Below are 25,776 nucleotides of genomic sequence, written 5' to 3' on the forward strand. Positions count from 1 at the left end.
AATGGTAGTGTGGTTCGCCCATGTGAGAGTAGGTCATCGTCAGCTCTCTATTCTAAAGTAAAACCCCCTTAGCTTAGTTGCTAAGGGGGTTTTCTTTGTCTGACGGGTGGGGATGTTTGTCTTAAGAAATGATGGTTTTTTATTATAGGATAAGTATCTTAGTAGGGCATTATCATGAGCTTTTAGAAAAGCTTACCCGCTTCTATTATTTCTTCAAAATTAAACCCTAATTGTTCACCTTTACGCTGTCTCATTTGCTCTATACGCAGTTTACGCCCAGAGACCAAACGTAATACCTCGCGACGCTGCTCTGTCGTCATATCATGCCATCGCTGGCGCTCAGTTCGACTGCGCAGGCATCCAAAACAATAGCCTTTCTTATTGCTTTGACAGACACCAATGCATGGATTGGCAATCTCGAACAGTTCAAACTGTTGATTCATGGCGGCTCCATCGCTATTTCTGTTATTCCATTAACTTGTCTAATTTTCTTTTAAAATACCACTATGCCTTAAATACTGAATAATAATGTGCGGTTTTATTTTTACCGTTTTTATTAACTCAATGTTATGCTGAGTTCTCATTCTCCATATACAGCAATCATAACAAAATTAATAAGTGAGATTATACGTGAACGTTATTTATATTCATGGGCTGGACAGTGACGCTAACTCTACCAAAGGCAGACTGTTAGAAGATTATTGCCACCAGTATCACCCTAATATCAATGTATTACGTCCTGATCTGAATAAATCGCCTGCGCAAGTATGTGAGCAGCTGTTGTTATTGATAAAAGGCTTAGATAAGAATAAAGATGCAAGAAATGACTGCTGCGAGACCGTATTGGTCGGTAGCTCATTGGGTGGCTATTTTTCTACTTTAATCAGTAATTATACAGGCTGTCCTGCGCTATTATTAAATCCTAGTACTCAGCCTCATATAACGCTACAGCGTTTTGCTGACACCTTAGTATCCATTCAAGAAGGTGGCGATAGCTCACCTTATAGTAATGTCTTGCATACGACAGCGGGCGGCTGGCGTATTACGCCATCAGACTTACAATGGTTTGCTGAAAATCAGTTAGTAGATATTCATTATCCTAAAAAAATTGTGGTATTTATCAAAGAAGGTGATGAGTTATTAAATCCTGAGCTGGCTAAAGCATTTTATCAGCAGCAAGGCGCTACGGTTATCATGCAAGCAGGTGGCGATCATAGATTTAGCGACTTTGATACACAGTTGCCCATAGCGATAGATATGCTACAAGAGTTAATACGGCTTTAATAAGACGACATTATATGACGTGAGGGATGGAGTATTGACCTTAACCTCGCTATTTTTCGTTATAATGGTTCAATAGAATTAATCGCATGTGAACAGTTAAGGATGCATTTGTGAGTCAATATAATGCGCAATCATTAGAAGTTTTAGAAGGGCTTGAGCCTGTCCGTCGTCGTCCAGGTATGTATACCGATACCACGCGCCCCAACCATTTGGCGCAAGAAGTGATCGATAACTCAGTCGATGAAGCATTGGGCGGTTATGCTAAAACCATCAAAGTTCAGCTGCATAGTGATGGATCATTATCAGTTGAAGATGACGGTCGCGGTATGCCAACCGATATTCACCCCGAGTTTAATCAATCAGGTATTGAGCTGATTTTGACCCGTTTGCATGCTGGTGGTAAATTTTCGACCTCTAATTATGAAGTATCAGGCGGTTTACATGGTGTCGGTATCTCTGTCGTCAATGCGCTGTCGACGCGCGTTGAAGTGACGGTATGGCGTGATAGCACACAGTTTGAGATGGCGTTTGAGAACGGTGCTGCAGTAACACCGTTAACTGAAACCGTCAGCTCAAATAAACGCAAACGAGGGACAAAGGTACATTTTTGGGCAGATGGTAGTTTTTTCGATACCCCCAAATTTAATGTAAAACAGCTCAAGCACAATTTAAAAGCCAAAGCGGTTTTGGCAGCTGGATTAACCATTGAGTTCGTTGACGATATCAGTAATGAAAAAGTGGTTTGGCAGTTTACTGATGGTGTTGTTGAGTATTTGAGCGAGCAGCTAGATGGCCTTGAAACACTGCCGCCTGAGCCTTTTTATTATCATTACGATGCCAAAAAAGGCGAACGTGCTGCCATTACTTTTGCGTTATCTTGGTTACCTGATGGCGGCACACCAATTCAAGAAAGCTATGTCAACCTGATTCCGACTGCGCAAGGTGGTACGCATGTTAATGGTTTGCGTACCGGTATTTTAGAAGCCTTACGTGAGTTTTGTGATATTCATAACCTACTGCCTCGTAGTGTTAAGCTTACCGCAGAAGATGTATGGGATGGGGTGAACTATATCCTGTCGCTAAAATTCTCTGAGCCGCAGTTTTCAGGTCAAACCAAAGAGCGTCTATCAAGCCGTGAAGCGGCTGGTGCAGTGCAAACGCTGGCAAAAGACGCCTTTAGTCTTTGGTTAAACCAACATGCGGATATGGGCGCGCAGATTGCAGAGCTCGCTATTAATAAAGCGGGTCGTCGTCTAAAATCTGCCAAAAAAGTCGCTCGTAAGAAAATCACGCAAGGACCGGCGTTGCCCGGTAAATTAGCAGACTGCCGCGGTGATTTGCGTGATGGCGCGGAGCTGTTTTTGGTAGAAGGTGATTCTGCGGGTGGTAGTGCCAAGCAAGCACGTGACCGCCATTACCAAGCGATATTGCCTTTGCGTGGGAAGATTTTAAATACTTGGGAAGTGTCCTCAGATACGGTGCTCTCAAGCCAAGAAATTCACGATATTGCCATTGCTATTGGTGTTGATCCAGCATCTGATGATTTATCTGAGCTGCGTTATGACAAGGTGTGTATTTTAGCGGATGCGGACTCTGATGGACTGCATATTGCTACGCTGATTTGCGCTCTCTTTGTGAAGCATTTCCCGGCCTTAGTCGATGCTGGTCATTTATTTGTTGCCATGCCGCCACTTTATCGTGTTGATGTGGCTAAAGAAGTGCATTATGCGTTAGATGAGATTGAGCTTCAGCATATTTTAGCCAATGTAGCGGGCAATAAAAAAGCGCAAATCACACGTTTTAAAGGCTTGGGCGAGATGAGTGCTGAGCAGCTGCGTGAAACAACCATGAATCGCGATACTCGGCGTTTGGTTCAATTGGATATGGATGACATGGTACTCACCAACAGTGTCATGGATATGCTGCTCGCCAAAAAACGTGCTGCTGATCGTAAGATATGGCTCGAAGATAAAGGCAACCTAGCTGATATCTCATAGCTGTTTTTAAAATAATTAGCATTAGTCACAAGCACAATTGAGTAAGCTATAACATAACAAAAGCATGCAAAATGAGGATTCGTGATACCAGCTTAATGGTATTATATGAATATCTTCTACTACATGGTGCCGTTATGACATCTATGACATCAAAACTGTTCAACCGCTCTACTGTTAATAGCGCCAAGCTGCCGCGCTCTAAAATATTACCAAGTCTCAATAAAAACCAGCTTGGTCATTTGGTTCCTAGACGCGGCAACAAGATTGCGCCAGTGATTGCATCTGCATTGTTAAAAGCGGCAGGTTGGCGTACCGTTGGTGAGATTCCGAATATTCCACAGGCGGTGGTGCTAGCGCTGCCGCATACATCAAATGTCGATGGTGTATATGCGATACCCAGTTTGTTTGCGCTCGATTTAAAAATCAGCATTATGGGCAAACACACTTTGTTTAAGGTGCCAGTCCTTGCACAGTTGCTGCATTGGATAGGCATTGTTCCGATTGATCGGCTTAATAAAGGCTCAGTATTACAAGCGAGTATTGATAAATTTAAAACAGGTGCGCCATTATTTTTGGGTTTGTCGCCAGAAGGGACACGGCAGTACACTAAAAACTGGAAGTCAGGCTTTTATTATTTAGCAGTGGGTGCTGGTGTACCAATCTTGCCAGTGGCAATGGATTACAATACCAAAGAGATACGCTTTATGCCTCTGGTTTATCCTAGTGGAGATATCGAAGCTGACTTGCCAAAAATCTATGCCCAATATCAAGGCGTGATACCAAGACATCCTGAGCGTTTATCGCAGCCGCTACAAGATGTTAATAACTCAGCGGATTAGCTGTTTGAGTAGTAGCTGACAATAGGTATAAAAAATCCCTGATACGATATATCAGGGATTTTTTATTTGCGCTGATAAATTTTTAGCTGTGACGTATCAGGGTTTTACCAAAATCAAACTGCTTATATTATAAAGGTGGCTGACGGTTGGCCGTGCTTACGCCGCCATCGACAGGCAAATTGGTACCGGTAATCATGGCAGCATCATCGCTTGCTAAGAAGGTAATCACCGCGGCAATATCGCTTGGCGTAGCACAGCGCCCTAATGCACTATTATCTGACGACTCATCTATGTTTGCTTGAAGGTCTGTTATATCAGTATTTTGAATGTCGGTGTTTTGAATCGCATCCGATATATCGGACTGAGTGACGCTTGGATTTACGGCATTAACGCGTACGCCATCTGCACTGTGTGCCGACGCCAATGTACGGGTTAAATCAGTGATGCCGGAGGTAGCAGCATCATAAGTCGCTGCACTCTGCTCGCTACTGCACGCTGCAAATGAAGGGACGTTAATGATACTCCCTTTACTTTGTATTAGGTGCGGCATCGCTGTTTGACAGACATATAAGGTTTCGCTTAAATAGTCATCAACAGCCGAATGCGTCTGTTCTGTAGATAAATCATCGCTTTCGCTTTGTGAGGTTTGTGCAGCGTTATTCACCAATATATCGATTCTTTCAAACTTATTGATGACTGTTTTTATCATCTCTTGTACTTGGCTTTTGACACCGATATCACAGGCAATGGTTAAAAAGTTATCAGTATGAATCCATGTACGGTCTTGGGGAAACCCTTCAGTGATTTGATTTAAGGTGTCAGTCGAGCTTCCGACAAGTATGACGTTAGCCCCTTCATTTGCAAAACGAATGGCGGTTGCACGACCAATATGCGAGTCGGCGCCTGTTACAACAACGGTTTTCTCTTTGAAGCGTTTCATGATGGGCAAGTCCTTGTTATCACCAGAGAATCATTTGATAAAAGAGTCATTTGATAAATGAATGGGTCAATTATATTGTAAGCTCACATGCGCATGAATTGATTCTTCAATACGCAAGTTATGCCGCTTTTATATCATCATAACAAGTCACTGTACTGAAAGCGACCGTGTATAATTGCTATTATGTAGTTTATTTTTTATTAAATCACCGTGCAGCTGATATTATATTTATCCGCTGTATATCATTCTCGCCGCTTATAATAGTATGTTTTTTTAGACAAAAGGTGATGCCTGTGCCCAACAATTCGACGTCGATACTGTCTGATGAAAGCTCTCTTATGAATGAAATGGCTGGTTATTTGCACGCAGATGTCTTAAAGATAAGCTTGCCAGATATGCCAACGATTGATAGCCACTATCAAGCGCGATATTCTCAATACCAGCTATCATTAGGCAAACTTAACTTAGTAGAAGTGGTGGTATATTCAAAAGATGACATGCTACCAATGGATATTGAGGCACTAGGTAAGAGCGTTTTGAATGCGGTCAATATATGGCGAAACACTCATCTGCTTAAAGCTATAAACAATCAGTTATCCAGTATTGACGTCTTGGTGTTAGATATCCAAAATCAACTTAATACAGATGATAATCATAATATATCCTACGAAAAAGATCGTTTTCAACGCCTAGCCCAGAGTTTTGCACGCAGCGCATCAATAGAGGATTCGCTCGTTGATATGAGTACCCATGTTCAACCCATGCAAATATTCAGCTGGCATGACTGGTATATTGATTTAAATAAATTACAAACACCGTGTGAGCTTTGGCGATTTTTACACTATCGTTTAGAACATACAGAGAAAAATCATAAAACAAACTCTGAAAATGATATTACTACTGAATTTCTAAATGATGCTGACTTCTTTGCACCTGCTATTGCGATAGATAATGCGCTGATCAAATATGGCTTACAAAATGAACCTAGCTCGGCATTAATAGCGATGTCGCTGGCGCAAAAAACCAATAGTCCAACTAAGCAGATGTATCAGCAACATATGGCGCAGGCTGCTGCCTTATGGTCTCAGCTTAGCCAGCAGATGTTAGAGACAGCTCATAAAACAGCTGCCGTTCTTGATAAAAAGCAGTTGCCCGATAAGTCTAGTGAAGTAGCATATTCCCATTGGCAACAGCAGATATTAGATGAGTCCTTATTTTCGCGTCATGAGTTAATTCGCACTTTATATAAGTATCCCAAGCAAGCGAAACAGTTGCAGCAGCAAGGCTATGTTGTGCATCAACATTCTTATCAGTGTTTAGGACGACACTATGTCCTAATATTTTATGGGCAAGAGGCGAAAGGGTCACACAGTAAGTCGGCTATAGGCCCAAATTTAGCGAAAATCGCCTTAGATGTGGCGACACGATTGCCAATAGCAGAGCTTCATCATATTATTGTATTGGGTATAGATTTTATAGTAGAAGCTGAAGAGACTTTTATAGATATTGATTTATGGATTCAGCCCGTTGATCCAATGACTCAGCGAGAGCGTCAACTGACTAAGAAAATTCAGCAATTGCAGCAAGGTAATCAGCATAGCTGAATTAAATGGCTGTAAGTAGTAAGAAAAAACCTGACTCTAATCATCTATTATAAGTACGATTACCTTTCTTGATGGCATTTCATCTGAAATATTCTGTCTTGGAAGACATGAGCATTGAGCACTGAGCATAAAAAAGACAGCCTAAGCTGTCTTTTTTATTACACAAATAACGATGAATTATTTTAGATTATTAGGACCATCAATATCACTGTCATCAGTTGCGATATGATTGATATCTACTGTAGAAGAATTCACATCACTGTTAGAGCTAGTGCTAGAACTTAGGTTGTTAGGTGTGATGGGACTATTATCTGCTTGAGTAGTGCTGCTACCAAACGTATCAGACTCTGTACTGACGGTAGGGGTAGTAGTAGAAGTACGCGGTGCACCTGATGTAGCAGCGGTACTCGGCGTATTGTCACGTACTGAAGCTGCAACTTTATCTTGGGTCGATGACTGTGGTGTCAAAGCAGATTTTGCTTTTGCTTCGTCACGTTCTCTGTCCATTTTATCCTGCATTTTGCGTAAGAAACGTGCTGCTGCTTCTTGACCGCCTAGACCAAATGAGAGAGCAAATGCCACAGCAACGGCACCTAAGGTCAAGCCAAATGCTAGGTTAACAATAGAGTCGGCAATACCCATCGCTTTTAGACCCATGGCAAGTACCAAGCCCATGATCAAAACGCGCACGATATTTGCTAAGAACTGTGAACCTTGCTCAGAGCGCTCAACGACACCAGCGATGATATTGGCAAGCCAAAAACCGATGAATAGAATAATTGCGCCTAAAATGATATTGGCACCGAATGCAATAAACATCGCGATGATGGCTGAGATAGGCTCAAAACCTAATAAATCAGCAGCAGCGATAGAGGCAAATAACATCGCAAAAAATACGATGGCATAGCCAACTAAATCAGAAACCTTTTTATCGCCCATGGTTTGCTCTAAACCAACTTTGGCAGGCAACTGATTAATTTGTGTATTTTCAAGCAACCCTTTGATGATGTTTGCAACCATACGTACAACATAGAAGGTTACAACCAAGATAGCGATTGCCATAAAGATATTTGGCAGCGCTTCCATGATTTTATTTAACATGTTGGTAGCAGGACGAGCGATTACATCAATTTGTAAGGCATTTAACGCGGCAATAATTGTTGGAATAATCACTACTAAAAACGCTAAAGAACCAGCAATATTAGGCAAGCTGTTTTGTTCGCTTAAACCAGCTTTGGTTGCAAGCTTTTGTACATCAAATGTAGAAACCAAGTTGGTTACGATACCACGTACCACTTTGGCGATGATGTAACCTACTACAAATACCACAGCAGCAATCAGAATATTAGGAATGAAACTGAAGATTTTATCGACCATATTGGTCAATGGGGCAAACAAGCCATCAAGCTCTAGTTGACCTAATACCATGGTCAATACCACAAGCAGGATGAACCAATAAACCATATCAGCAATCATGCTGCTCATAGGTTTTACACCCGCTTTTGCACTCAAACGCTCATCCATTGAGGTCTTTGAAAGTGCGGCATTGATAGCGGTACGTGCAACTGTTGCAACCACCCAACCAATCACACCAACTGCGATGGCAGCGATAAGATTAGGGATAAAGGTAAGGACCTGATTTACCATATTGGCAAATGGGGCTGAAATAGAGTTTAGGTTTAACTGACTTAACGCGCCAGAAATCGCGATAATAAAAATAAACCAAAAAACAATCTTAGAGATGATGCCTTCTAAGTCATAGCTTTTACCCGTTGAAGAGTTCATACGTTGATTGAGATTGATTTTAGACAGCACGCCGCGCACTAGAGCAGCAATGCCCAAGGCGACAAGCCAACCAATGATAAAAATAAGAATAGCGCCAATGATGGAGCCGATAGGGCCACCCAGATAACCGTTGAACGATGTAAACATTGGATTCATCCTGTCCTCCTCTAATGATCATGTGTCTGCTATACGACAATAAAATGACTTGAACTCAAGCGTTTCATCTGAGACAAACACACACCTATTTATTAGTATTTTTAGTTAAGTTGCTTTGAAAATTTGATTTTAATGCTTTGATAAAAAACGGTTATAAGAAATGAGTCATTAACAAACGGCAGTCATTGTTAAAAAAAATTACCTTTTGTTATTTCTTTCCTTAATCAGTTTAGATTAACTTATGTCATCAGCGATTTAAAGATAGAAAGCTTAACGTCTTACTATATTTGTGTGATAAGTTGTTATTTTTGCGGCAAATATTAACATAGACTGTACATTTGACCGATAATTTTGAGGGAGTCATAGCAGGCAAAACTAAGATTTGCTATTATAGAGGGATGTGACATCTCGCCACTATTATTACAATTTGAGAGCATTTTATGAAAAAAATCACTACCCTAAGCATCAGCGCCCTTGCTAGTGCTATGTTATTAGTTACCGGCTGTAACGCCAACAATGGCAATAAAGAAACGGCGGCCAAAAGCGTTTCAGTGACTGAAAAAAGCCCAGCCAATGAAAAAGTAGGTTATAGCTTGGGCTATATGATGGCAGAGGGCAATAAAGAAGCGGTTGGGGATTTGAACCTTGATACGTTTGAAAAAGGTTTCCGTGATGGCTATGAAGGCAAAAAAGCGGCATTAACAGAAGAGCAAATGCAAGAAGTGCTAATGGCTTACCAAAAAGAGCAAGAAGAGAAGTTTGTGAAAGATATGGAATCTAAAGCAGGCGAAAACAAAACTAAAGGTGCCGCGTTTTTAGCAGAAAATGGTAAAAAAGCGGGCGTGAAAACCACTGCTTCTGGTCTCCAATATAAAGTGGTGACTGCAGGTACGGGTAAATCGCCAAAAGCGACAGACGTGGTTGAAGTCAACTATGAAGGTAAATTGATTGATGGTACGGTATTCGATAGCTCATATGAGCGCGGTGAGCCAATTGAATTCCCATTGAACCAAGTAATCGCTGGCTGGACTGAAGGTCTACAGTTGATGAAAGAGGGCGGTAAATACGAGTTTTATATCCCATCTGATATCGCTTATGGCGAGGCGGGTAATGCTGGTATCGAGCCTAACAGCACGCTAATCTTCACGGTTGAGCTGCTAAAAGTAAAATAATTAATATCAGGTCATACTTATTTAGTATGGCTATAACGGATGTCAAAAAAGCCCTCTTACATTAAGAGGGCTTTTTTTGTGAATTATTGCAAAAGCGATAGCAGTTAGGCTTTCAAAGTTCACGAGTCATTATTTAGAGACTCTTTTGGAATACTTTAGAATTACGACCATTATGATACTTCTCGCGCCGCGCTTCAGGTAAGGCGCTCGCTTCTACTTCAGCAAACCCTTGTTCAACGAACCAATGCGCCGTACGAGTGGTCAATACAAATAACTTATGTAGACCATGGCTGCGTGCTTGTTGCTCTAAAAAGGCCAGTAAATCAGCGCCGCGGCTACCGCTACGATAATCAGGATGTACGGCGACGCAGGCAACTTCGGCTGATTCTGTATCAAGTGGATAAAGCGCTGCGCAGCCTAAAATCATACCATCGCGCTCGATGACGCTATAGTGATCAATCTCTTGCTCCAAGCGTTCGCGTGAGCGACTGACCAAGATACCTTGCTCCTCTAGCGGTGATAATAGCTCAATTAGCCCCACCACATCGTCAATATCCGCGCGGCGAATCTCTTCGTAAGGATCATGGCTAATCAAGGTGCCAGAACCATCACGGGTAAATAACTCTTCAAGTAACGCACCATTTTTGGCATAAGAGATAATGTGGGTGCGATGAACCCCTTGACGGCACGCATTACTGGCACAGCTTAAGAAGTAATTAATCTCACAGTTTAAATCACGGTCACGCAAGAAGCGATCGACCTCATTTGGAATCATTTCACGTAACAAACGGTCATTGTGATTGATACCGGCTTCTTCACCTAAGAAAATCAGCTTATCGGCGCCAAGCGTTACGGCTGTACTAAGCGCCACGTCTTCTGCAAGTAAGTTGAACACCTCACCAGTTGCTGAATAGCCCATCGAGCCTAATATCACAATATGATCGTGCAATAAGTTGTTTTTAATCGCCTCGACATCAATAGAGCGTACTTCACCAGTCATTTGGTAATCGATGCCATCACGGATACCATAAGGACGCGCAGTGACAAAATTACCCGACACCGCATCGATACGTGAGCCATACATAGGGGAGTTGGCAAGCCCCATTGATAGCTGCGCCTCAATCTGCAAGCGAATGGCACCAACCGCTTGTAGTATAGATGGCATTGCGGCGCGCGGTGTAATTCGAATATCTTGATGCAGAGGCGATTCAATATCTGCCTCTTTGAGGTTCTTTTCAATCTGTGGTCGCGCCCCATGCACCAATACCAGCTTGATACCCAAGCTGTGCAATAATGCAAAGTCATGAATCAAGGTGCTAAAGTTTGGATGATTGACCGCTTCACCACCAAACATAATCACGAACGTTTTGCCGCGATGAGTGTTGATATAGGGGGCGGAATTACGGAACCAATGAACGTATTCAGGGTTAATCTGGGGCATAGCGCTAGTAGTCATAATGGGAGCAATAGTAGTCGTTAGAATAAGAAAAAGGGCGTGACAGAAGATGCCTGTCGTTAAAGGGTCACTAAAGATTTACCATAGCAAAAAACGCCGTTATGAGCTATCTTTTATTTCAGTAGCGTTAATCATTAGCATTAAAGAGTCTTTGCAACAGATTTATGATATACACAACCTCAACACAGGGTTAATGTACGTATAAATGCTTTTTGTTATGCTAGGCGCTATTGCTTTACCGTTGGCTTACGCAGATAATTGATAAAAATAATAAGGTTTACCCCTTAACATGGCTAAGTAGGGCCATATATAGTGGTAAGCTGCTTATTGTCCTATTCTTTAAACTATTAGTTTTTACCAGCTTTGTTTTACCGATATATCAACTAGGGATAATGAATGTCATGAAGAAAAGTAACCATTTTGCCAACCCATTCAGTGCATGGACTGGACACCGCTTGTTTCATGTAGTCGCCGGAACACTTGTTGGTGTTATGGCTGTCACGCAAGCATCAGCCATGTTGCCCACACCAGAACAAGCCGTTAACAATTCAGTAGCAGTTCAATCAAATGTTAATCAAAACAGTCAGTCAAATGCGCAAGCGGTTAACAGTAAAATTACAGCGTCGTTGATTAGTGTTGATGCCAATGGTAAAGAGATACTGGTTCCTGTGAATGCAAATACGCGTTTGCAGTCGGGCAATGTCTTAGAGTATCAAGGGTATTTTACCAATACCAATGCGGATCGGGTTCGTAAAATGACCGTGACGATGAGCATTCCTGAACAAGTAGAATTACTACGTGCTGTTTCTCCTGATTTCCCTTATGGTAGTGCAGATGGCAATACCTTTGCCCGTATGCCGTTACGTGGAAAAATTGACAATCAGTTGCAAGAGATTCCGCTAAAATTCTATAAAGCTGTGCGCTGGGATTTAGAAGGCGTTGGTCTTAATGACACAGTTGCAGTGAAATACCGTGCCCGTGTTAAATAAGTTTATGCACTGTATATATTGTATACATTGATATCTGCATCAATAAAAAAGCACCACAGCAATCACTGTGGTGCTTTTTTTATGGTTACTTCTTTATAGCGGTGATTAGCAGTATTCTTTAATATGCTGGTCAGCAATCTATCAAGGCCCTGTCCGCTTACTCTTAGATTGTTCGTTGATCAGTTGCTTAATGGCACTGATCTGAGCGGTGGTGGCTTGCGAGCCTGCAGCAATTAAAGCGCTACGCTGGCTGGTATCTAATGAGCTGATATGACCCACATTTGGGATAATCACAATATCAGCACGATCACGTTCACGGCGCATGGATGCAGCGCTAGGGCTCACCGGAGATGCTTTTGTATTATGAGCTGCATTGGCGATGACATTGTTAGTAATGACACTGTTTTCAAGAAAGCCCCAAAAGCTGATTAATGAAGGGCTGGTTGCTTTTTGATTGACAGCTGACGGATTAGCGTTAGCTGCAGTTACATCTACGGCGATAACGATATCGGCACCCAACTCACGGGCGCTATCAACAGGCACTAAGCTGACCACGCCACCATCGATATACTTTTTGCCAACTTTTTCAGGGATGCGCGGTGCGATAAAGAGATTAGGCACACTACAGGATGCTTGAACGGCAAGCCCCGCATCGCCCGTGCTAAAAACGGTCTTTTTTAGCGTATTTTTTTCAGCAGCAACCGCGGCAAAGGAGATGGGAAAATCTTCTATAACCTGTTTTTGTACTTTTGCATTGATAAAGTTTTTGAGCTTAATACCTTCAATAAAACCTTGGTTAGATAAGGTAAAGTCTGTCAATTGATCATCTGTGGTGGTCATTGCCAAGCGCTCAAGCTCTTTTGCAGTATAACCACTGGCATATAAGCTACCAACCAAACTGCCGACACTGGTGCCGACTATCAGCGTTGGTGTGATTCCATTCTCTTCTAAGGTTTTGATGACGCCTACATGAGCAAAACCTTTGGCACCGCCACCACCTAATACCAAAGCCACTGTAGGTTTTTGTGTTAGCTGTACCACTGTTGGCGCAACAGGTGTCAAACTATTACAAGCACTCAACAGCAAAGCAAATAGAGCGAGAAAGCTTAGGCGAAGTGATAGTAAAGAATGTCTAGAGGGGTAGCAAATAGAAGAGTAGGACATAGAAAACCTTATAATAAATCTTAATAGCAAATATTAGTAGAGAATCAATGACCAACTGATAGCCTCTGGATCCTACTAATTGGTTGCTTATTCAGAAATCGGCTAGACGACATATGACTAAATAGCTTAGCATAAGTCATTGAGTGGTCAGATATCATGATACTTGAGTGTTTTATAGAGTATGGATCAGTAGCCCATTATAAAACAGCTTGTAAGTCACTAGAGATTTTAAAATCAGACAGTTGACCCTATAAAACTTATATTAATATCATTAGGATTCTTGATGTCCATATCGATTAACCCTGCTGCACCTCATCTATTAGACGTTTCGGCACTTGATATGCCGGTGACGGCGCTGGCAGGCGTTGGTCCAAAAGTAGCAGAGCAGTTGACCCAGTTGGGTATTGCCCGTATCTTTGATTTGCTGCTCCATCTGCCGCGCGACTATGAAGACCGCAGTCGCTTGGTGTCGATAGGCGATGTGGCTCATGGGCAGGCTGCCATGATTACGGGTCGCGTCGTGCACGTCGATACCAGTCGCAGCGGTATGATGGTGATTGTAGATGATGGTACTGGTACGATATCACTACGTTTTTTTAAGGTCTATCGTGGCCTTGCACAAACAATGAGTGTCGGCGCGCATTTGCAGCTATTTGGCGAAGTAAAGGTGAGTCGTTATGGTAAGCAGATACACCATCCTGAATATCAAATTATTAGCAGTCAGGAGACAGTAGTAAATACCGGTTTACAGCCTATTTATCCAAGTGTTAAAGGATTACATCAAAATAAACTGCGCACGTTAATCAAGCTTGCATTGCAGACGGTTCGTAGTCAGGGTCTGCCAATGACTTTATTTACGCCTGAGGATTTTGCAGTCGTTGCTGATTTGCCATTAGTGCCCCTTGAGCCTGTTAAAACACTGAAAACTGAGCCATATTATCCAGAAGATATCTTTTCCACACTTGCGCGTAGTGTGCCTGACAACAGTTTTGATCCTAGTGAGAGCATTATTAGTACCAATACAGTCGCTGTTAGTAGTGCTAATAATAATGTCTATAACTTAACCATATTTGAAGCCTTGGTATTGCTGCATACGCCGCCTACTTATACTGATGCTGGTCAACAATATCATTTATTATCCCAATTAAGCGCTCGTACCCATGCCGCTTGTCAGCGACTCATTATTGAAGAGCTGACCGCCCATCAGCTCAGCCTATTATATCGACGTCAACAGCTGCATCAGTATAAAGCGCCTAAATGTACGACGCAAAGTCCATTGGCAGATAAACTGTTTGCAGACTTGCCGTTTGATTTAACTGGCGCGCAAAAAAGAGTCATGAGAGATATTACCGCTGATATGGCGACTTCAATACCCATGCTCAGATTGGTACAAGGCGATGTCGGCGCAGGCAAAACATTGGTTGCGGCAGGCGCGGCGGGTTATGCACTAGATAGTGGCTGGCAAGTGGCGGTGATGGCACCGACTGAGATCTTAGCAGAACAGCATTTGCTCAATTTTAAAAACTGGTTTGAGCCGCTAGGGATTGGCGTTGGCTGGCTTGCTGGTAAGCAAACGGCGAAGCAGCGCCGTGAAGCGTTAGAGGCGGTGAGTGAGAATACTGTACAAGTGGTCGTTGGTACGCATGCATTATTCCAAGAGCAGGTGCAGTTTGCCAAGTTGGGATTAGTGATTATCGATGAGCAGCATCGCTTTGGTGTTGAGCAGCGTATGGCACTGACCAATAAAGGCGTCGCAAGTAGCACACCGCATCAGCTGATTATGACTGCAACGCCTATTCCGCGTACGCTCGCGATGAGTGTTTATGGTGATATGGATACCTCCATTATTAATGAATTACCACCTGGTCGTACACCGATTACGACAGTTACAATTGACCGAAACCGCCGTGATGATGTGATTGAACGTATTGCGGTGAATTGTGCAGCGGGCAGGCAGGCATATTGGGTGTGCTCGCTGGTAGAAGAGTCGAGTGTACTTGATGCGCAAGCGGCTGAGGCGACTTATGAAGATTTGAGTGAGCGCTTAGATATCCGCATTGGCTTAGTACATGGCAAAATGAAAGGCGCTGATAAACAAGCCATCATGCAAGCGTTTAAAGCAGGACAGCTTGATTTATTAATAGCTACCACAGTGATCGAAGTGGGTGTCGATGTACCCAATGCGTCGTTAATGGTGATTGAAAATGCAGAGCGCTTGGGTCTATCGCAATTGCACCAATTGCGCGGGCGTGTTGGACGCGGTTCAACTAAAAGCTATTGTGTGCTGCTGTATCAAAAGCCGTTGTCGGAGACCGGTATAGAGCGCTTAAATGTACTGCGAGATAGTACCGATGGTTTTGTCATTGCCCAAAAAGATTTAGAGCTGCGTGGTCCGGGTGAGCTGTTAGGCAAACGTCAAACGGGTAACGTCGGTTATTATTTGGCCGATCTGATACGGGATGAGCAGTTATTTGCCATTGCCCAGCGTTTGGCAAAGCATCTGATTGCAGATCCTGCCCGTAAAGCGGACGTCAGTCAGCTTATTCACCGCTGGATGCCAGAAGCCAGTCGCTATACCAACGCTTGATAAAAACGAGTTAAATCAAAAAAAATACAGACCTGCCTCAGCTTCCCATCCATAACACCTGCTATAAAAAGTTTTTTGTCCTGAAGTTTTTTGCCATCAAGTTTTCATAGTGTCTTAAGTTTACGAACATAAGACATTATATATATAAATCAGATGACAACTTAATATATGCTATCCTCAATAAATTTACAGACTATTGTAGTCAAAACAGCGTCTTTATCATATAAAGGCGCTTGTTTGACGCAATGCTTGCCTATTTTTACCTATTATTTTTCTCATATTATATATCCTTATTATTGCCTGTATTGACAGAGAGTTATCATGAGCGATGTTGAAGACAACAAGCTGCCAGTTGAATCTGAGCTACCACCATACCGACAGTCAGAGACCCTAGCGAACAAACAAGCAGCAAAATTTCCTTTATGGTTGTTGCCCGTATTGGCAATTGTACTGGTTATCGGCGTTTTGGTTGGCAAATACTGGGGCGATGATAAAGCAGTGAGCAATAAGTCGCCAGCTGTTGACAGTGTGCAAAATACTAGCGCCAATCCAAACGAGGCTAGTAGCGCGCAAACGGTCTTGTCGGTTGAAACGGTATCGCCAAGCCAAGATAATATTGGCAATACCCTAAGCGCTGATGGCACCATCAATGCCAAAGACATCGCCAATGTCAGTGCCAAAGTAAACGGCGTTGCGATTGAGCGCATATTGGTCGAAGAAGGTCAGCGTGTTAAAGCTGGTCAAATACTGGCTATCTTTGATACCGATGCGATGGAGCAGCAAGTCTTGCAAGCTGAGGCGGATGTTGCTGAAGCAGAAGCGACGCTTGCCAATGCCACTGCCGATGCCGCTCGTGTTTTGCCGCTGATTGATATTGATGCCATCAGTAAACAAGAAGCTGACCGCTATCGGACGGCTAAACTACAGGCGCAGGCGTCACTGCAAGCCTCTAGAGCACGGCTGAATACGCAGCGCTTGAGTGTCAATAACGCTAACGTGGTGGCACCCGTTAGCGGTGTCATCAGTGAAAAGATGGCTGAAGTCGGTATGGTTGCTGGCGGCGAGCCATTATTTACCATTATTAAAGGCGGTGTTTTAGAGTGGCGCGCGGATATCGATCCTAAGCTTATCGGCGAGGTCAATGTGGGTACACCAGTAAAAGTGAGACTACCAGGCGGCGATTCTGTCATGGGGCAGGTCAGCCGTATCGCCCCAACCGCCGATAATAATCGCCAAATCACCATCTATGCCAGCCTGACGGCTAACCCAAAAGTGAGAGCAGGCATGTATCAGACGGGCGAGTTTTTATTGGGTAGCGTCAGTGCCCAAACCATACCTAATAGCGCCATCGTTAGCCATGACGGCTACGACTATGTAATGCTAGTGACCGATATCAGTACTAAGGACGGGCAAAGTATAGGTCGTATCAAACAACAACGTGTAACCCTTGGCGAGCGCTTTGGTGATAGTGTGACACTCATAGAGCCACTCCCAGCTGAGAGCCGACTGGTGAAGCAAGGCGGTAGCTTCTTAAATGACGGTGACTTGGTACGTGTGGTTGACACTCTGAATACAGCAGGCAACCAAACAAGTAAGCAAGCTGATAAGCAGGCGCGCTCATGAGTTTAAATGTCTCTGCTTATTCGATTAAAAATCCATTAGTAGCTATCTTGCTGTTTGTACTGCTGACCTTAGGCGGTATCTACGGCTTTATGCAAATGAAGGTGCAGCAGTTCCCTGATATTGACCTGCCAGCAGTGGTAGTAACGGTGACCTTACCGGGCGCTGCGCCATCACAGCTTGAAAACGATATTGCAAAAAAGGTAGAAAATAAGCTTACCAGTATTGAGGGTGTCAAGCATATACGTACCACTCTACAGACGGGCGCCGCTACTATGGTCGCCGAGTTCGTCTTAGAAAAAGACATCCAAGAAGCGGTTGATGATGTACGCTCAGCAGTCGGTGAGGTTCGGGGCGATCTGCCTGCTGCAGCCAATGATCCTATCATTACCAAGGTCTCAACGTCAGGATTTCCCGTCGTCACCTACTCTGTCGCTGCTGAAAACATGAACGTGGAGGATTTATCTTGGTTCGTCGATGATACCGTTACCAAGCGCTTATCTGATATACCCGGAGTCAGTACGGTCAGCCGTATCGGTGGTTTGCAGCGCGAGATTACGGTTGCCGCTGATCCTATTACCTTGAGTGGTCTCAAGCTTTCTATCACTCAGTTATCCAATCAAATTACCGGCATTCAACAAGACAGCTCAGGCGGTGAAGCGGAAGTTGGCAAAACCACGCAGACCATTCGTGTACTGGGGGCGGTTGAGCGCTCAAGTGAGTTAAATAATTTACAAATAGCCGTCCCTACGGGTGGTACGCAAGCGCTTGGGCGTATGGCACAAATCACCGATGGCGCCGCTGATCCAAGCTCGATTGCCAAGCTTGATGGGCAAACGGTGGTTGCCTTTAATATTACCCGTTCACGCGGTGCCAGTGAAGTCGAAGTCATGGAGCTGGTTGACGCTGAGCTTGCCAAGCTATCAGCCGATGTCGGTAATATCAGTATTGAAAAGGTTTATGATCGAGCAACACCTATTGCTGAAGATTATCAAGCGTCGTTACGGATGTTAATAGAAGGTGGTTTGCTAGCTGTAGTTGTGGTGTTCTTATTCCTGCGTAATATCCGCGCCACCTTTGTAGCGGCGGTGGCATTGCCATTGTCCGTCATACCGACGTTTTTAGGTATGTACTTATTCGGCTTTAGTCTTAATATTATCTCCTTATTAGCCCTCTCTTTGGTCATTGGTGTACTGGTCGATGATGCCATTGTAGAAGTTGAAAATATTATTCGCCATTTACGTATGGGTAAGACCCCTTATGAAGCGGCAATGGAAGCCGCTGACGAGATTGGCTTAGCAGTTGTTGCGACCACTTTTACTCTTATTGCAGTATTTTTACCGACGGCCTTTATGGGCGGTATCGTTGGGCAGTTTTTCCGCCAGTTTGGCTGGACAGCAGCATTATCCATATTTGCATCGTTAATGGTGGCGCGCCTCATCACTCCGATGATGGCGGCTTATATATTGAAACCAGAAAAAAAGCACGTTGAAAAACAAAGCGCGCTGATGGATTGGTACCTAAAAGTAGTCTCATGGACACTGCATCATCGCTGGCTGACGATGGGAGCGACGTTAATACTATTTGTGGCGTCACTTGCGCTGGTAAAATTATTACCTACCTCTTTTATACCAGATAATGATATTGACCAGACACGGGTGGCGATTGAGCTGACACCCGATGTGGCGTTAGCAGATACCGAGCGAGTTGCCGCGCTGGCGAGTGAGCGTATTTTGGCCATGCCTGAAGTGACCGATATCTTTACCTCGGTAGGTGAGGCGCAGGCGGAGATGGAAGCTGGCTCTGGCGGTAAGGCTGAAAATATAGCAGGCCTAGATATCGTCCTTGCGCCAAGAGCAGAACGTGGCTCTAAGCAAGAGATTGAGCGTAAGATTAGTAGCATATTATCAGAAGTACCCGGTGCCCGCTTTACAGTTGGGTTATCGAGTGGCGGTGAGACAGGTTATAATTTTTCCTTGACCGGCACCGACCCGCAGCTGCTTGAGCAAACCGTACAGCAGATGATGTCAGAGATCCGTGAGTTACCAAGTGCTGGCGCTGTCACCAGTGATCGCAGCCTGCCGCGTCAGGAGTTGACCGTCACACCAAATAGGCTCGCGATGGCAGATAAAGGGGTGACGACGCAGGATATCGCTACGACCTTACGTGTGGCGACTGTCGGTGACTATGAGCAGCGTTTGTCCAAGCTGAATTTGGATACGCGGCAGATACCCATTGTCGTGCGCTTGCCAGATATTGCCAAGCAAAACATCAGCCAACTCGAAGGCTTATATGTCCCAAGTGCGCTACCAGCGGGACAAGGCGTACGTGTCGGTGAGGTGGCGGCGCTCGATTTTGGTACTGGACCTGCGCAAATCAGTCGCCTTGATCGTGAGCGGGCGATTAGTATCACCGTCCAGCCTGCCAATGGCGAGCTTGGTGATTTGGTACAAGCGGTCAAAAGCATACCCAGTATGCAGCAGCTGCCAGCCTCTATTACTATTATCGATCAAGGACAAGCAGAAAATATGGCCGAGTTATTTAGCGGCTTTGTGATTGCGATGTCGGTCGGCGTGGTCTGTATTTTAGGTGTGCTTATATTATTATTTGGGCGTATCTTACAGCCCTTTACCATTCTGATGGCATTGCCACTGTCTATCGGTGGTGCCTTTGTCGGCTTGGTAATTACCAATAGTAGCCTTTCTATGCCGTCGATGATTGGTTTTATTATGCTGATGGGCATTGCGACCAAAAATTCGATCTTATTGGTCGATTATGCTCTGATTGCGCAGCGGCGCGGCTTTGCACGTTTTGAGGCAATTATCGACGCTTGTCGTAAGCGTGCTCGTCCGATTATTATGACCACCATTGCAATGGGGGCAGGCATGTTGCCATTGGTCTTTGGTTGGGGTGATGCCGACCCGACGTTTCGTCGACCGATGGCCGCTGCGGTACTGGGCGGTTTGGTCACCTCAACCTTATTAAGCCTCGTTGTTATTCCGGTGGTTTATACCTTGATGGATGATTTGTCAGGCTGGTTTGCTAAGTGGTTTGCTGCAACTGATAAGACAGATAGGGTGATTGAGAAAAAGCAGCAGCTCTAATATATGAATGTTAGTAAATGACACAAAAGCTCAAACTATAGGTAGATATAGTTTGAGCTTTTTACATATAAGATATTAGTTGCTGGATTCATTCAAGCTATTATAAGATCAAAGAGTTGTAAGGAGTTATTGAGAAATAAGTTACCAAATTAATAGACTTTCATTATGGTTCTTTGTATGACCTTAGTCTGAAACTGGTAAGTTTAGTGGTTTGGTTAAGCAAGTCTTTGTTATAGTCGATTCAGTTAAATTTATCAAAGAAACGGTTTATAGCGGTATTTTCATGCTTTTGGTGTTTTAATGAGGACTAAAACTATAAGCCAGTTGCTACTCATGCTACAAAACAAGGAATAACTATGATTAATGCCTATGCAGCAAAGGAAAAAGGGGGCGAGTTTGTGCCTTATCAATATGATCCTGGTACGTTAGGGGATCATGAAGTAGAAATCGAAGTACATAGCTGCGGTGTCTGCCATAGCGATCTATCCATGTGGCAAAACGAATGGGGGGTGACCCAATATCCGTTTGTAGGCGGACATGAGGTCGCAGGTAAAGTGCTTGCAAAGGGAAAACACGTCAAGCACTTAGAGCTTGGCGATAAAGTCGGACTTGGCTGGCATAAGGGATATTGCAACGTTTGTGATCTATGTATCGGTGGCGACCACAATCTATGCCCTGAGCAAGAAGGGACGATCATTGGTAACCATGGCGGTTTTGCAGATAAGGTACGCGCAAAAGATACAAGCGTCATCAAAATACCTGAAGGGCTTGATTTTAATGCGGTAGGGCCACTGTTATGTGGCGGTGTTACGGTGTTTAATCCACTTATACAGTATGACATCACGCCGACCTCAAGAGTAGCTGTTATCGGTATCGGCGGTTTAGGTCATCTAGCGCTTCAGTTTGCCAATGCGTGGGGCTGTGAGGTGACGGCATTTACCAGTGAATCAAAATTGGAAGAGGCAAAAGAGATGGGCGCTCATCACTCATTAAATTCAAGAGAGGATAGTGAGATTGAAAAAGCTGCTGGCTCTTTTGATTTAATCATATCAACAGTGAACGTCGATATGAACTGGGATGTGGTGATCAAGACGCTAAGACCAAAAGGTAAGCTGCACTTTGTCGGACTGTTAGAAGCGCCGTTAGAGATATCAGCGGCGCCAATGATTATGTCTCAAAACAGTCTGTCAGGCTCACCAGTTGGCTCACCGTCAACCCTGCGAAAAATGTTAGATTTTGCCGCTCGACATAATATTCAGCCAGTGACTGAAACCTATAAGATGTCTGAGATTAATGAGGCATTTGAGCGCCTAGAAAGCGGTAACGCTCGTTATAGAGTGGTACTAGAGAGAGACTAAAAAGTTATTGGCTAAAAGTTATTAACGCTAACTAAGCATAGCCATAGTAGTGATACCTCAAATGATAAATAATGAGGTATCGCTATTTTTTTGTATTGTACCTCTACTTTTTTAAGCCATTTTTGCTTTTTTTGAGCGCATAAAAAACCCTTGCTGTGGTATTAAACAACAGCAAGGGCTAATAGTTGAGTCAATAGAATTGTCTAGTATGAGACTTTATTACTCGCTGACAATAAGTATCATTAAATTAGTAAACATTATTCGACTGTAACTGATTTTGCGAGGTTGCGAGGCTGATCAACGTCTGTGCCACGCATTACGGCTACATGGTATGACAGCAGCTGCACAGGCACGCTATAGACGATAGGAGCAAGCGTCTCGCACACATCTGGTACATAGACCACATGCAATCTATCTTCTGCGACCATTTGACTGGTTTCGCTTGCAAAGACAAACAGCTCACCATGGCGGGCATGGACTTCTTGCATGTTGGCTTTTAGTTTATCAAACATACTGTCTTTTGGTGCGAGCACCACGATAGGCATGTCTTTATCAACCAAGGCCAGTGGCCCGTGCTTTAGCTCGCCTGCGGCATAGCCCTCAGCATGAATATAAGAGATCTCTTTTAGTTTTAATGCGCCTTCTAGAGCGATTGGGAACTGTAAACCACGGCCTAAGAATAAGCAGCTTTTCTTATATTCAAAATGCTCACTCATGATCTTGATAGGCGCATCAAGTTGTAAGCTGGCATATAGTTGAGCTGGCAATTGTTGCAGTTGACCAAGCAGTGTACTCAGGTCTTCATCGGTCATGCGCTGTTGCGTGACGCCTACCTTTAATAACAACAGCATCAGTGCTGCAAGCTGAGTGGTAAAGGCTTTAGTAGATGCCACACCAATCTCAGGACCTGCAAGCGTTGGTAAGAAAATATCGGTCTCACGTACCAGTGATGACGTTGGCACATTGCATAATGCCAAGCTAACTAGTCCAACAGGCGACTGTTTTTGAATATCACGTAATGCAGATAAAGTATCCGCAGTTTCACCCGATTGAGAAATACAAATCACTAGAGATTTATCAACAACGACTGGATTGCGATAACGGAATTCACTGGCGACTTCTACTGAACAAGGGATACGGATAAGGCTCTCAAACCAATATTTTGCGACCAGACCTGAGTGATAGCTGGTACCACAAGCGATAACTTGGACGTGCTTAATACCCTTTAATTGCGCTTCATGACGTTGTAAAAAATCATCACGCAGTTTGGTTGGCTCATCGCCAGCTAAGGCCATCTCAAGAGTACGAGCGATGGCATCTGGCTGCTCATAGATTTCTTTGAGCATATAATGCTTAAACTCGCCTTTGTCGGCATTATGTTGGGCTGCGTCAATCTCATGTATTTGACGTTTGACCTCAACACCATCAGCATATACCTGAATACTATGACGCGTTAATCGAGCAATATCACCTTCTTCTAGGTACATAAAGCGATTGGTCACTGGCAAAAGCGCCAATTGATCAGAGGCGATAAAGTTCTCACCGATGCCGACACCGATGACTAAAGGTGAGCCTAAACGTACTGTAATCAGCTCTTCTGGACAATCGACATGGACAACACCAAGAGCAAAGGCGCCATGCAATAAGGGAATGACAGCACGAACAGCGGTTAATAGATCAGGCGTTACTTTATAAATATCGTTAATAAGATGCGCGACGACTTCGGTATCGGTTTGCGAGGTAAACTCGTACCCTTTGGCAATCAAATCTTCTTTTAGCTCGGCGTAGTTTTCAACGATACCATTATGTACCACCGCGATTTTGCCTGATACGTGCGGATGGGCATTGCGCTGTGCAGGTTCGCCATGCGTCGCCCAGCGCGTATGAGCGATACCGATATCACCATCGAAAAATTCAGGATTGACTGCCACAGCATCGACCAACGCCTGAACTTTACCCACTTGGCGCTCACGATGCAGCTCGCCATTACGAATGACAGTCAGACCAGCAGAGTCGTAGCCTCTATATTCTAGGCGCTTAAGTCCCTCAAGTAAGATATTGGCGATATTACGCTCAGCCACTGCTCCAACGATTCCACACATAATGATTCCTTAAATTCGATGTTCTTATCTTGTGATATATGACAATATTTTAATACGTGACAATGTTTTGATACGTGGCGATGCTTAACCTATCAATATGAATAAGCAGCACCGCAAATCATTGCCGTACTGCTTAAGGTCGTACTGCTTAAGTTTGCTCAGGGCTGGCTTTATTGCTATAACCGTCAAAGCTACCGCTATTTCTTAGTCGGGCGCTGAAAGTTATCTTTTTGAGTTTGGCGCGCGCGACCAAAGGCCAATGCCTTAGCGTCGACGTCTTTTGTGATCACGGAGCCTGCTGCAACTGTAGCACTCTCACCGATGGTTACGGGCGCGACCAAACTGGTATTTGAACCAATAAACGCATTGTCATTAATAATGGTTTGCGATTTATTAACGCCATCATAATTACAAGTAATCGTGCCAGCGCCAACGTTAACACCAGTACCAATAGTGGCATCACCAACGTAGCTTAAATGATTAACCTTGCTGCCGTGCCCAATGGTTGATTTTTTAATTTCGACGAAATTACCGACTTTACTGTTGTCAGCCAAAACTGTCTCTGGGCGCAAATGGGCAAAAGGACCAACGTCAACACCTGCACCAATCTCAGCGCGTTCAATCACGCAGTAAGGTTTGATATGACAGGCATTGCCAATACGGGCGTTTTTAATCACGCAGCCGGCTTCGATATAAACGTTATCGCCTAAGACGCAATCGCCCTCGAACACCACCCCAACATCAACGAACACATCTTGACCTGCTGTTAGCGTACCACGAATATCGACACGGGTAGGGTCAGCGAACTGTACACCCGCTTCTTGCAAGTCGGCAACCAGCTTACTTTGCCATGTGCGTTCTAAGCTGGCGAGCTGCTGACGGTTATTAACGCCTTCAATCTCAAAGCCATGCTCAGGCTCAATGGCGACGATATGAATACCTTCAGCGACCGCCATTTTGACGATATCCGTTAAATAGTACTCTTGCTGAGCATTGTCATTAGACAGCTTTGGCAGATATTTATGCAATAGCGCATTATCAACGCAGTAAATACCGCTGTTAATCTCTTGAATTTTTTGTTCGTCGGCGCTGGCATCTTTTTGCTCGACGATGGCTGCGATATTACCGTCTTTATCACGTTTGATACGACCAAGACCAAACGGATTGTCTACAGTCAAGGTCAACATCGACATACCGCTGGTATTGGCAGATTTTAATGCTGTTAGCGTCTGGCAGCTGACCAAGGGTACGTCACCATATAAAATCAGACTTTGGCCTTCTTTTGGTAAATCAGACAGCGTCACTTTTACCGCATGACCAGTACCCAACTGCTCAGTTTGGGCAACCCACGTAATAGGCAGGTGCGCATACTGCTCACTAATATCTGCTTGGACCTGCTCGCCACCAAAACCATGAACAATAATAGTGTCATCAACGGTTAACTGATGACACGTATCAAGGACGTGACCGAGTAACGACTTGCCAGCCAGCGTCTGCAGCACTTTTGGTTTGGCCGATTGCATGCGCGTGCCTTTGCCTGCCGCGAGGATAATTACCGAAAGAGGAGATGTCATAATAGCCTACAAATGTAACAAAATATAAGATCGAATTATAGCGCA

Annotated in this window: 17 protein-coding genes; 10 read left to right on the plus strand and 7 right to left on the minus strand. The window is 44.0% G+C overall.

Annotation, left to right across the window (positions count from 1 at the left end; translation table 11 throughout):
* Nucleotides 1-182 precede the first annotated feature (182 nt).
* Nucleotides 183-443 carry a DUF1289 domain-containing protein gene (locus ABYU67_RS08305; RefSeq protein WP_372844533.1) on the minus strand — a complete coding sequence of 87 codons (261 nt, stop codon included), beginning with the start codon at nt 441-443 and terminating at the stop codon, nt 183-185.
* A 187-nt stretch (nt 444-630) separates the two neighbouring features.
* Between ABYU67_RS08305 and ABYU67_RS08310 the strand changes: the two genes are divergently transcribed.
* The 3 genes from ABYU67_RS08310 to ABYU67_RS08320 all read left to right on the plus strand — a co-directional run bounded on the left by ABYU67_RS08310 (nt 631) and on the right by ABYU67_RS08320 (nt 4,120).
* Nucleotides 631-1,284: a YqiA/YcfP family alpha/beta fold hydrolase gene (locus ABYU67_RS08310; protein ID WP_372844534.1), complete on the plus strand. Its 654-nt coding sequence runs from the start codon at nt 631-633 to the stop codon at nt 1,282-1,284.
* Nucleotides 1,285-1,394: 110 nt separating this feature from the next.
* Complete coding sequence (gene parE / locus ABYU67_RS08315; protein ID WP_372844535.1) at nt 1,395-3,281, plus strand: DNA topoisomerase IV subunit B; 1,887 nt, start codon at nt 1,395-1,397, stop codon at nt 3,279-3,281.
* 143 nt (nt 3,282-3,424) lie between these two features.
* Nucleotides 3,425-4,120 (plus strand): lysophospholipid acyltransferase family protein, encoded by a 696-nt coding sequence (locus tag ABYU67_RS08320; protein WP_372844562.1) that lies wholly within the window; start codon nt 3,425-3,427, stop codon nt 4,118-4,120.
* A gap of 127 nt (nt 4,121-4,247) precedes the next feature.
* Here the strand turns inward: ABYU67_RS08320 and ABYU67_RS08325 are convergent, their stop codons facing one another.
* Nucleotides 4,248-5,060 (minus strand): SDR family NAD(P)-dependent oxidoreductase, encoded by an 813-nt coding sequence (locus ABYU67_RS08325; RefSeq protein ID WP_372844536.1) that lies wholly within the window; start codon nt 5,058-5,060, stop codon nt 4,248-4,250.
* Nucleotides 5,061-5,353: 293 nt separating this feature from the next.
* Between ABYU67_RS08325 and ABYU67_RS08330 the strand changes: the two genes are divergently transcribed.
* On the plus strand, nt 5,354-6,664 hold the full coding sequence (locus tag ABYU67_RS08330; protein ID WP_372844537.1) for a hypothetical protein: 1,311 nt from the start codon (nt 5,354-5,356) through the stop codon (nt 6,662-6,664).
* Between the two features lie 177 nt (nt 6,665-6,841).
* Here ABYU67_RS08330 and ABYU67_RS08335 read toward each other — a convergent pair whose 3' ends face one another.
* Nucleotides 6,842-8,605, minus strand: a complete 1,764-nt coding sequence (locus ABYU67_RS08335) for a mechanosensitive ion channel (protein ID WP_372844538.1) — start codon at nt 8,603-8,605, stop codon at nt 6,842-6,844.
* Nucleotides 8,606-9,045: 440 nt separating this feature from the next.
* Between ABYU67_RS08335 and ABYU67_RS08340 the strand changes: the two genes are divergently transcribed.
* Nucleotides 9,046-9,777, plus strand: a complete 732-nt coding sequence (locus ABYU67_RS08340) for an FKBP-type peptidyl-prolyl cis-trans isomerase (RefSeq protein WP_372844539.1) — start codon at nt 9,046-9,048, stop codon at nt 9,775-9,777.
* A 133-nt stretch (nt 9,778-9,910) separates the two neighbouring features.
* Here the strand turns inward: ABYU67_RS08340 and argA are convergent, their stop codons facing one another.
* Complete coding sequence (gene argA, locus ABYU67_RS08345; RefSeq protein WP_372844540.1) at nt 9,911-11,233, minus strand: amino-acid N-acetyltransferase; 1,323 nt, start codon at nt 11,231-11,233, stop codon at nt 9,911-9,913.
* A 401-nt stretch (nt 11,234-11,634) separates the two neighbouring features.
* Between argA and ABYU67_RS08350 the strand changes: the two genes are divergently transcribed.
* Entirely contained in the window at nt 11,635-12,222 is a 588-nt protein-coding gene (locus ABYU67_RS08350; RefSeq protein ID WP_372844541.1) for a hypothetical protein, read from the plus strand.
* A gap of 141 nt (nt 12,223-12,363) precedes the next feature.
* Here the strand turns inward: ABYU67_RS08350 and ABYU67_RS08355 are convergent, their stop codons facing one another.
* The gene (locus ABYU67_RS08355) at nt 12,364-13,386 is read right to left on the minus strand and encodes a patatin-like phospholipase family protein (RefSeq protein WP_372844542.1); all 1,023 of its coding nucleotides are present in this window, start codon (nt 13,384-13,386) and stop codon (nt 12,364-12,366) included.
* A gap of 283 nt (nt 13,387-13,669) precedes the next feature.
* On the opposite strand from ABYU67_RS08355, the gene recG reads away from it, so the two are divergent.
* From recG to ABYU67_RS08375, 4 genes are all read left to right on the plus strand, one after another.
* A complete protein-coding gene (recG, locus tag ABYU67_RS08360) occupies nt 13,670-15,973 on the plus strand; it encodes an ATP-dependent DNA helicase RecG (protein WP_372844543.1) in 2,304 nt (767 codons plus the stop codon).
* 321 nt (nt 15,974-16,294) lie between these two features.
* Nucleotides 16,295-17,596, plus strand: a complete 1,302-nt coding sequence (locus tag ABYU67_RS08365; protein WP_372844544.1) for an efflux RND transporter periplasmic adaptor subunit — start codon at nt 16,295-16,297, stop codon at nt 17,594-17,596.
* A complete protein-coding gene (locus tag ABYU67_RS08370; RefSeq protein WP_372844545.1) occupies nt 17,593-20,697 on the plus strand; it encodes an efflux RND transporter permease subunit in 3,105 nt (1,034 codons plus the stop codon). The genes ABYU67_RS08365 and ABYU67_RS08370 overlap by 4 nt, the downstream gene beginning before the upstream one ends.
* Nucleotides 20,698-21,053: 356 nt before the next feature.
* Nucleotides 21,054-22,055 carry an NAD(P)-dependent alcohol dehydrogenase gene (locus ABYU67_RS08375; protein WP_372844546.1) on the plus strand — a complete coding sequence of 334 codons (1,002 nt, stop codon included), beginning with the start codon at nt 21,054-21,056 and terminating at the stop codon, nt 22,053-22,055.
* A 257-nt stretch (nt 22,056-22,312) separates the two neighbouring features.
* On the opposite strand, the gene glmS is transcribed toward ABYU67_RS08375, so the two are convergent.
* A complete protein-coding gene (gene glmS, locus ABYU67_RS08380; protein ID WP_372844547.1) occupies nt 22,313-24,157 on the minus strand; it encodes a glutamine--fructose-6-phosphate transaminase (isomerizing) in 1,845 nt (614 codons plus the stop codon).
* A 197-nt stretch (nt 24,158-24,354) separates the two neighbouring features.
* Nucleotides 24,355-25,731, minus strand: a complete 1,377-nt coding sequence (gene glmU, locus ABYU67_RS08385; RefSeq protein ID WP_372844548.1) for a bifunctional UDP-N-acetylglucosamine diphosphorylase/glucosamine-1-phosphate N-acetyltransferase GlmU — start codon at nt 25,729-25,731, stop codon at nt 24,355-24,357.
* Between the last annotated feature and the right edge of the window lie 45 nt (nt 25,732-25,776).

Origin of the sequence: Psychrobacter sp., assembly GCF_041554015.1 — a bacterium.
Classification (GTDB): Bacteria; Pseudomonadota; Gammaproteobacteria; order Pseudomonadales; family Moraxellaceae; genus Psychrobacter.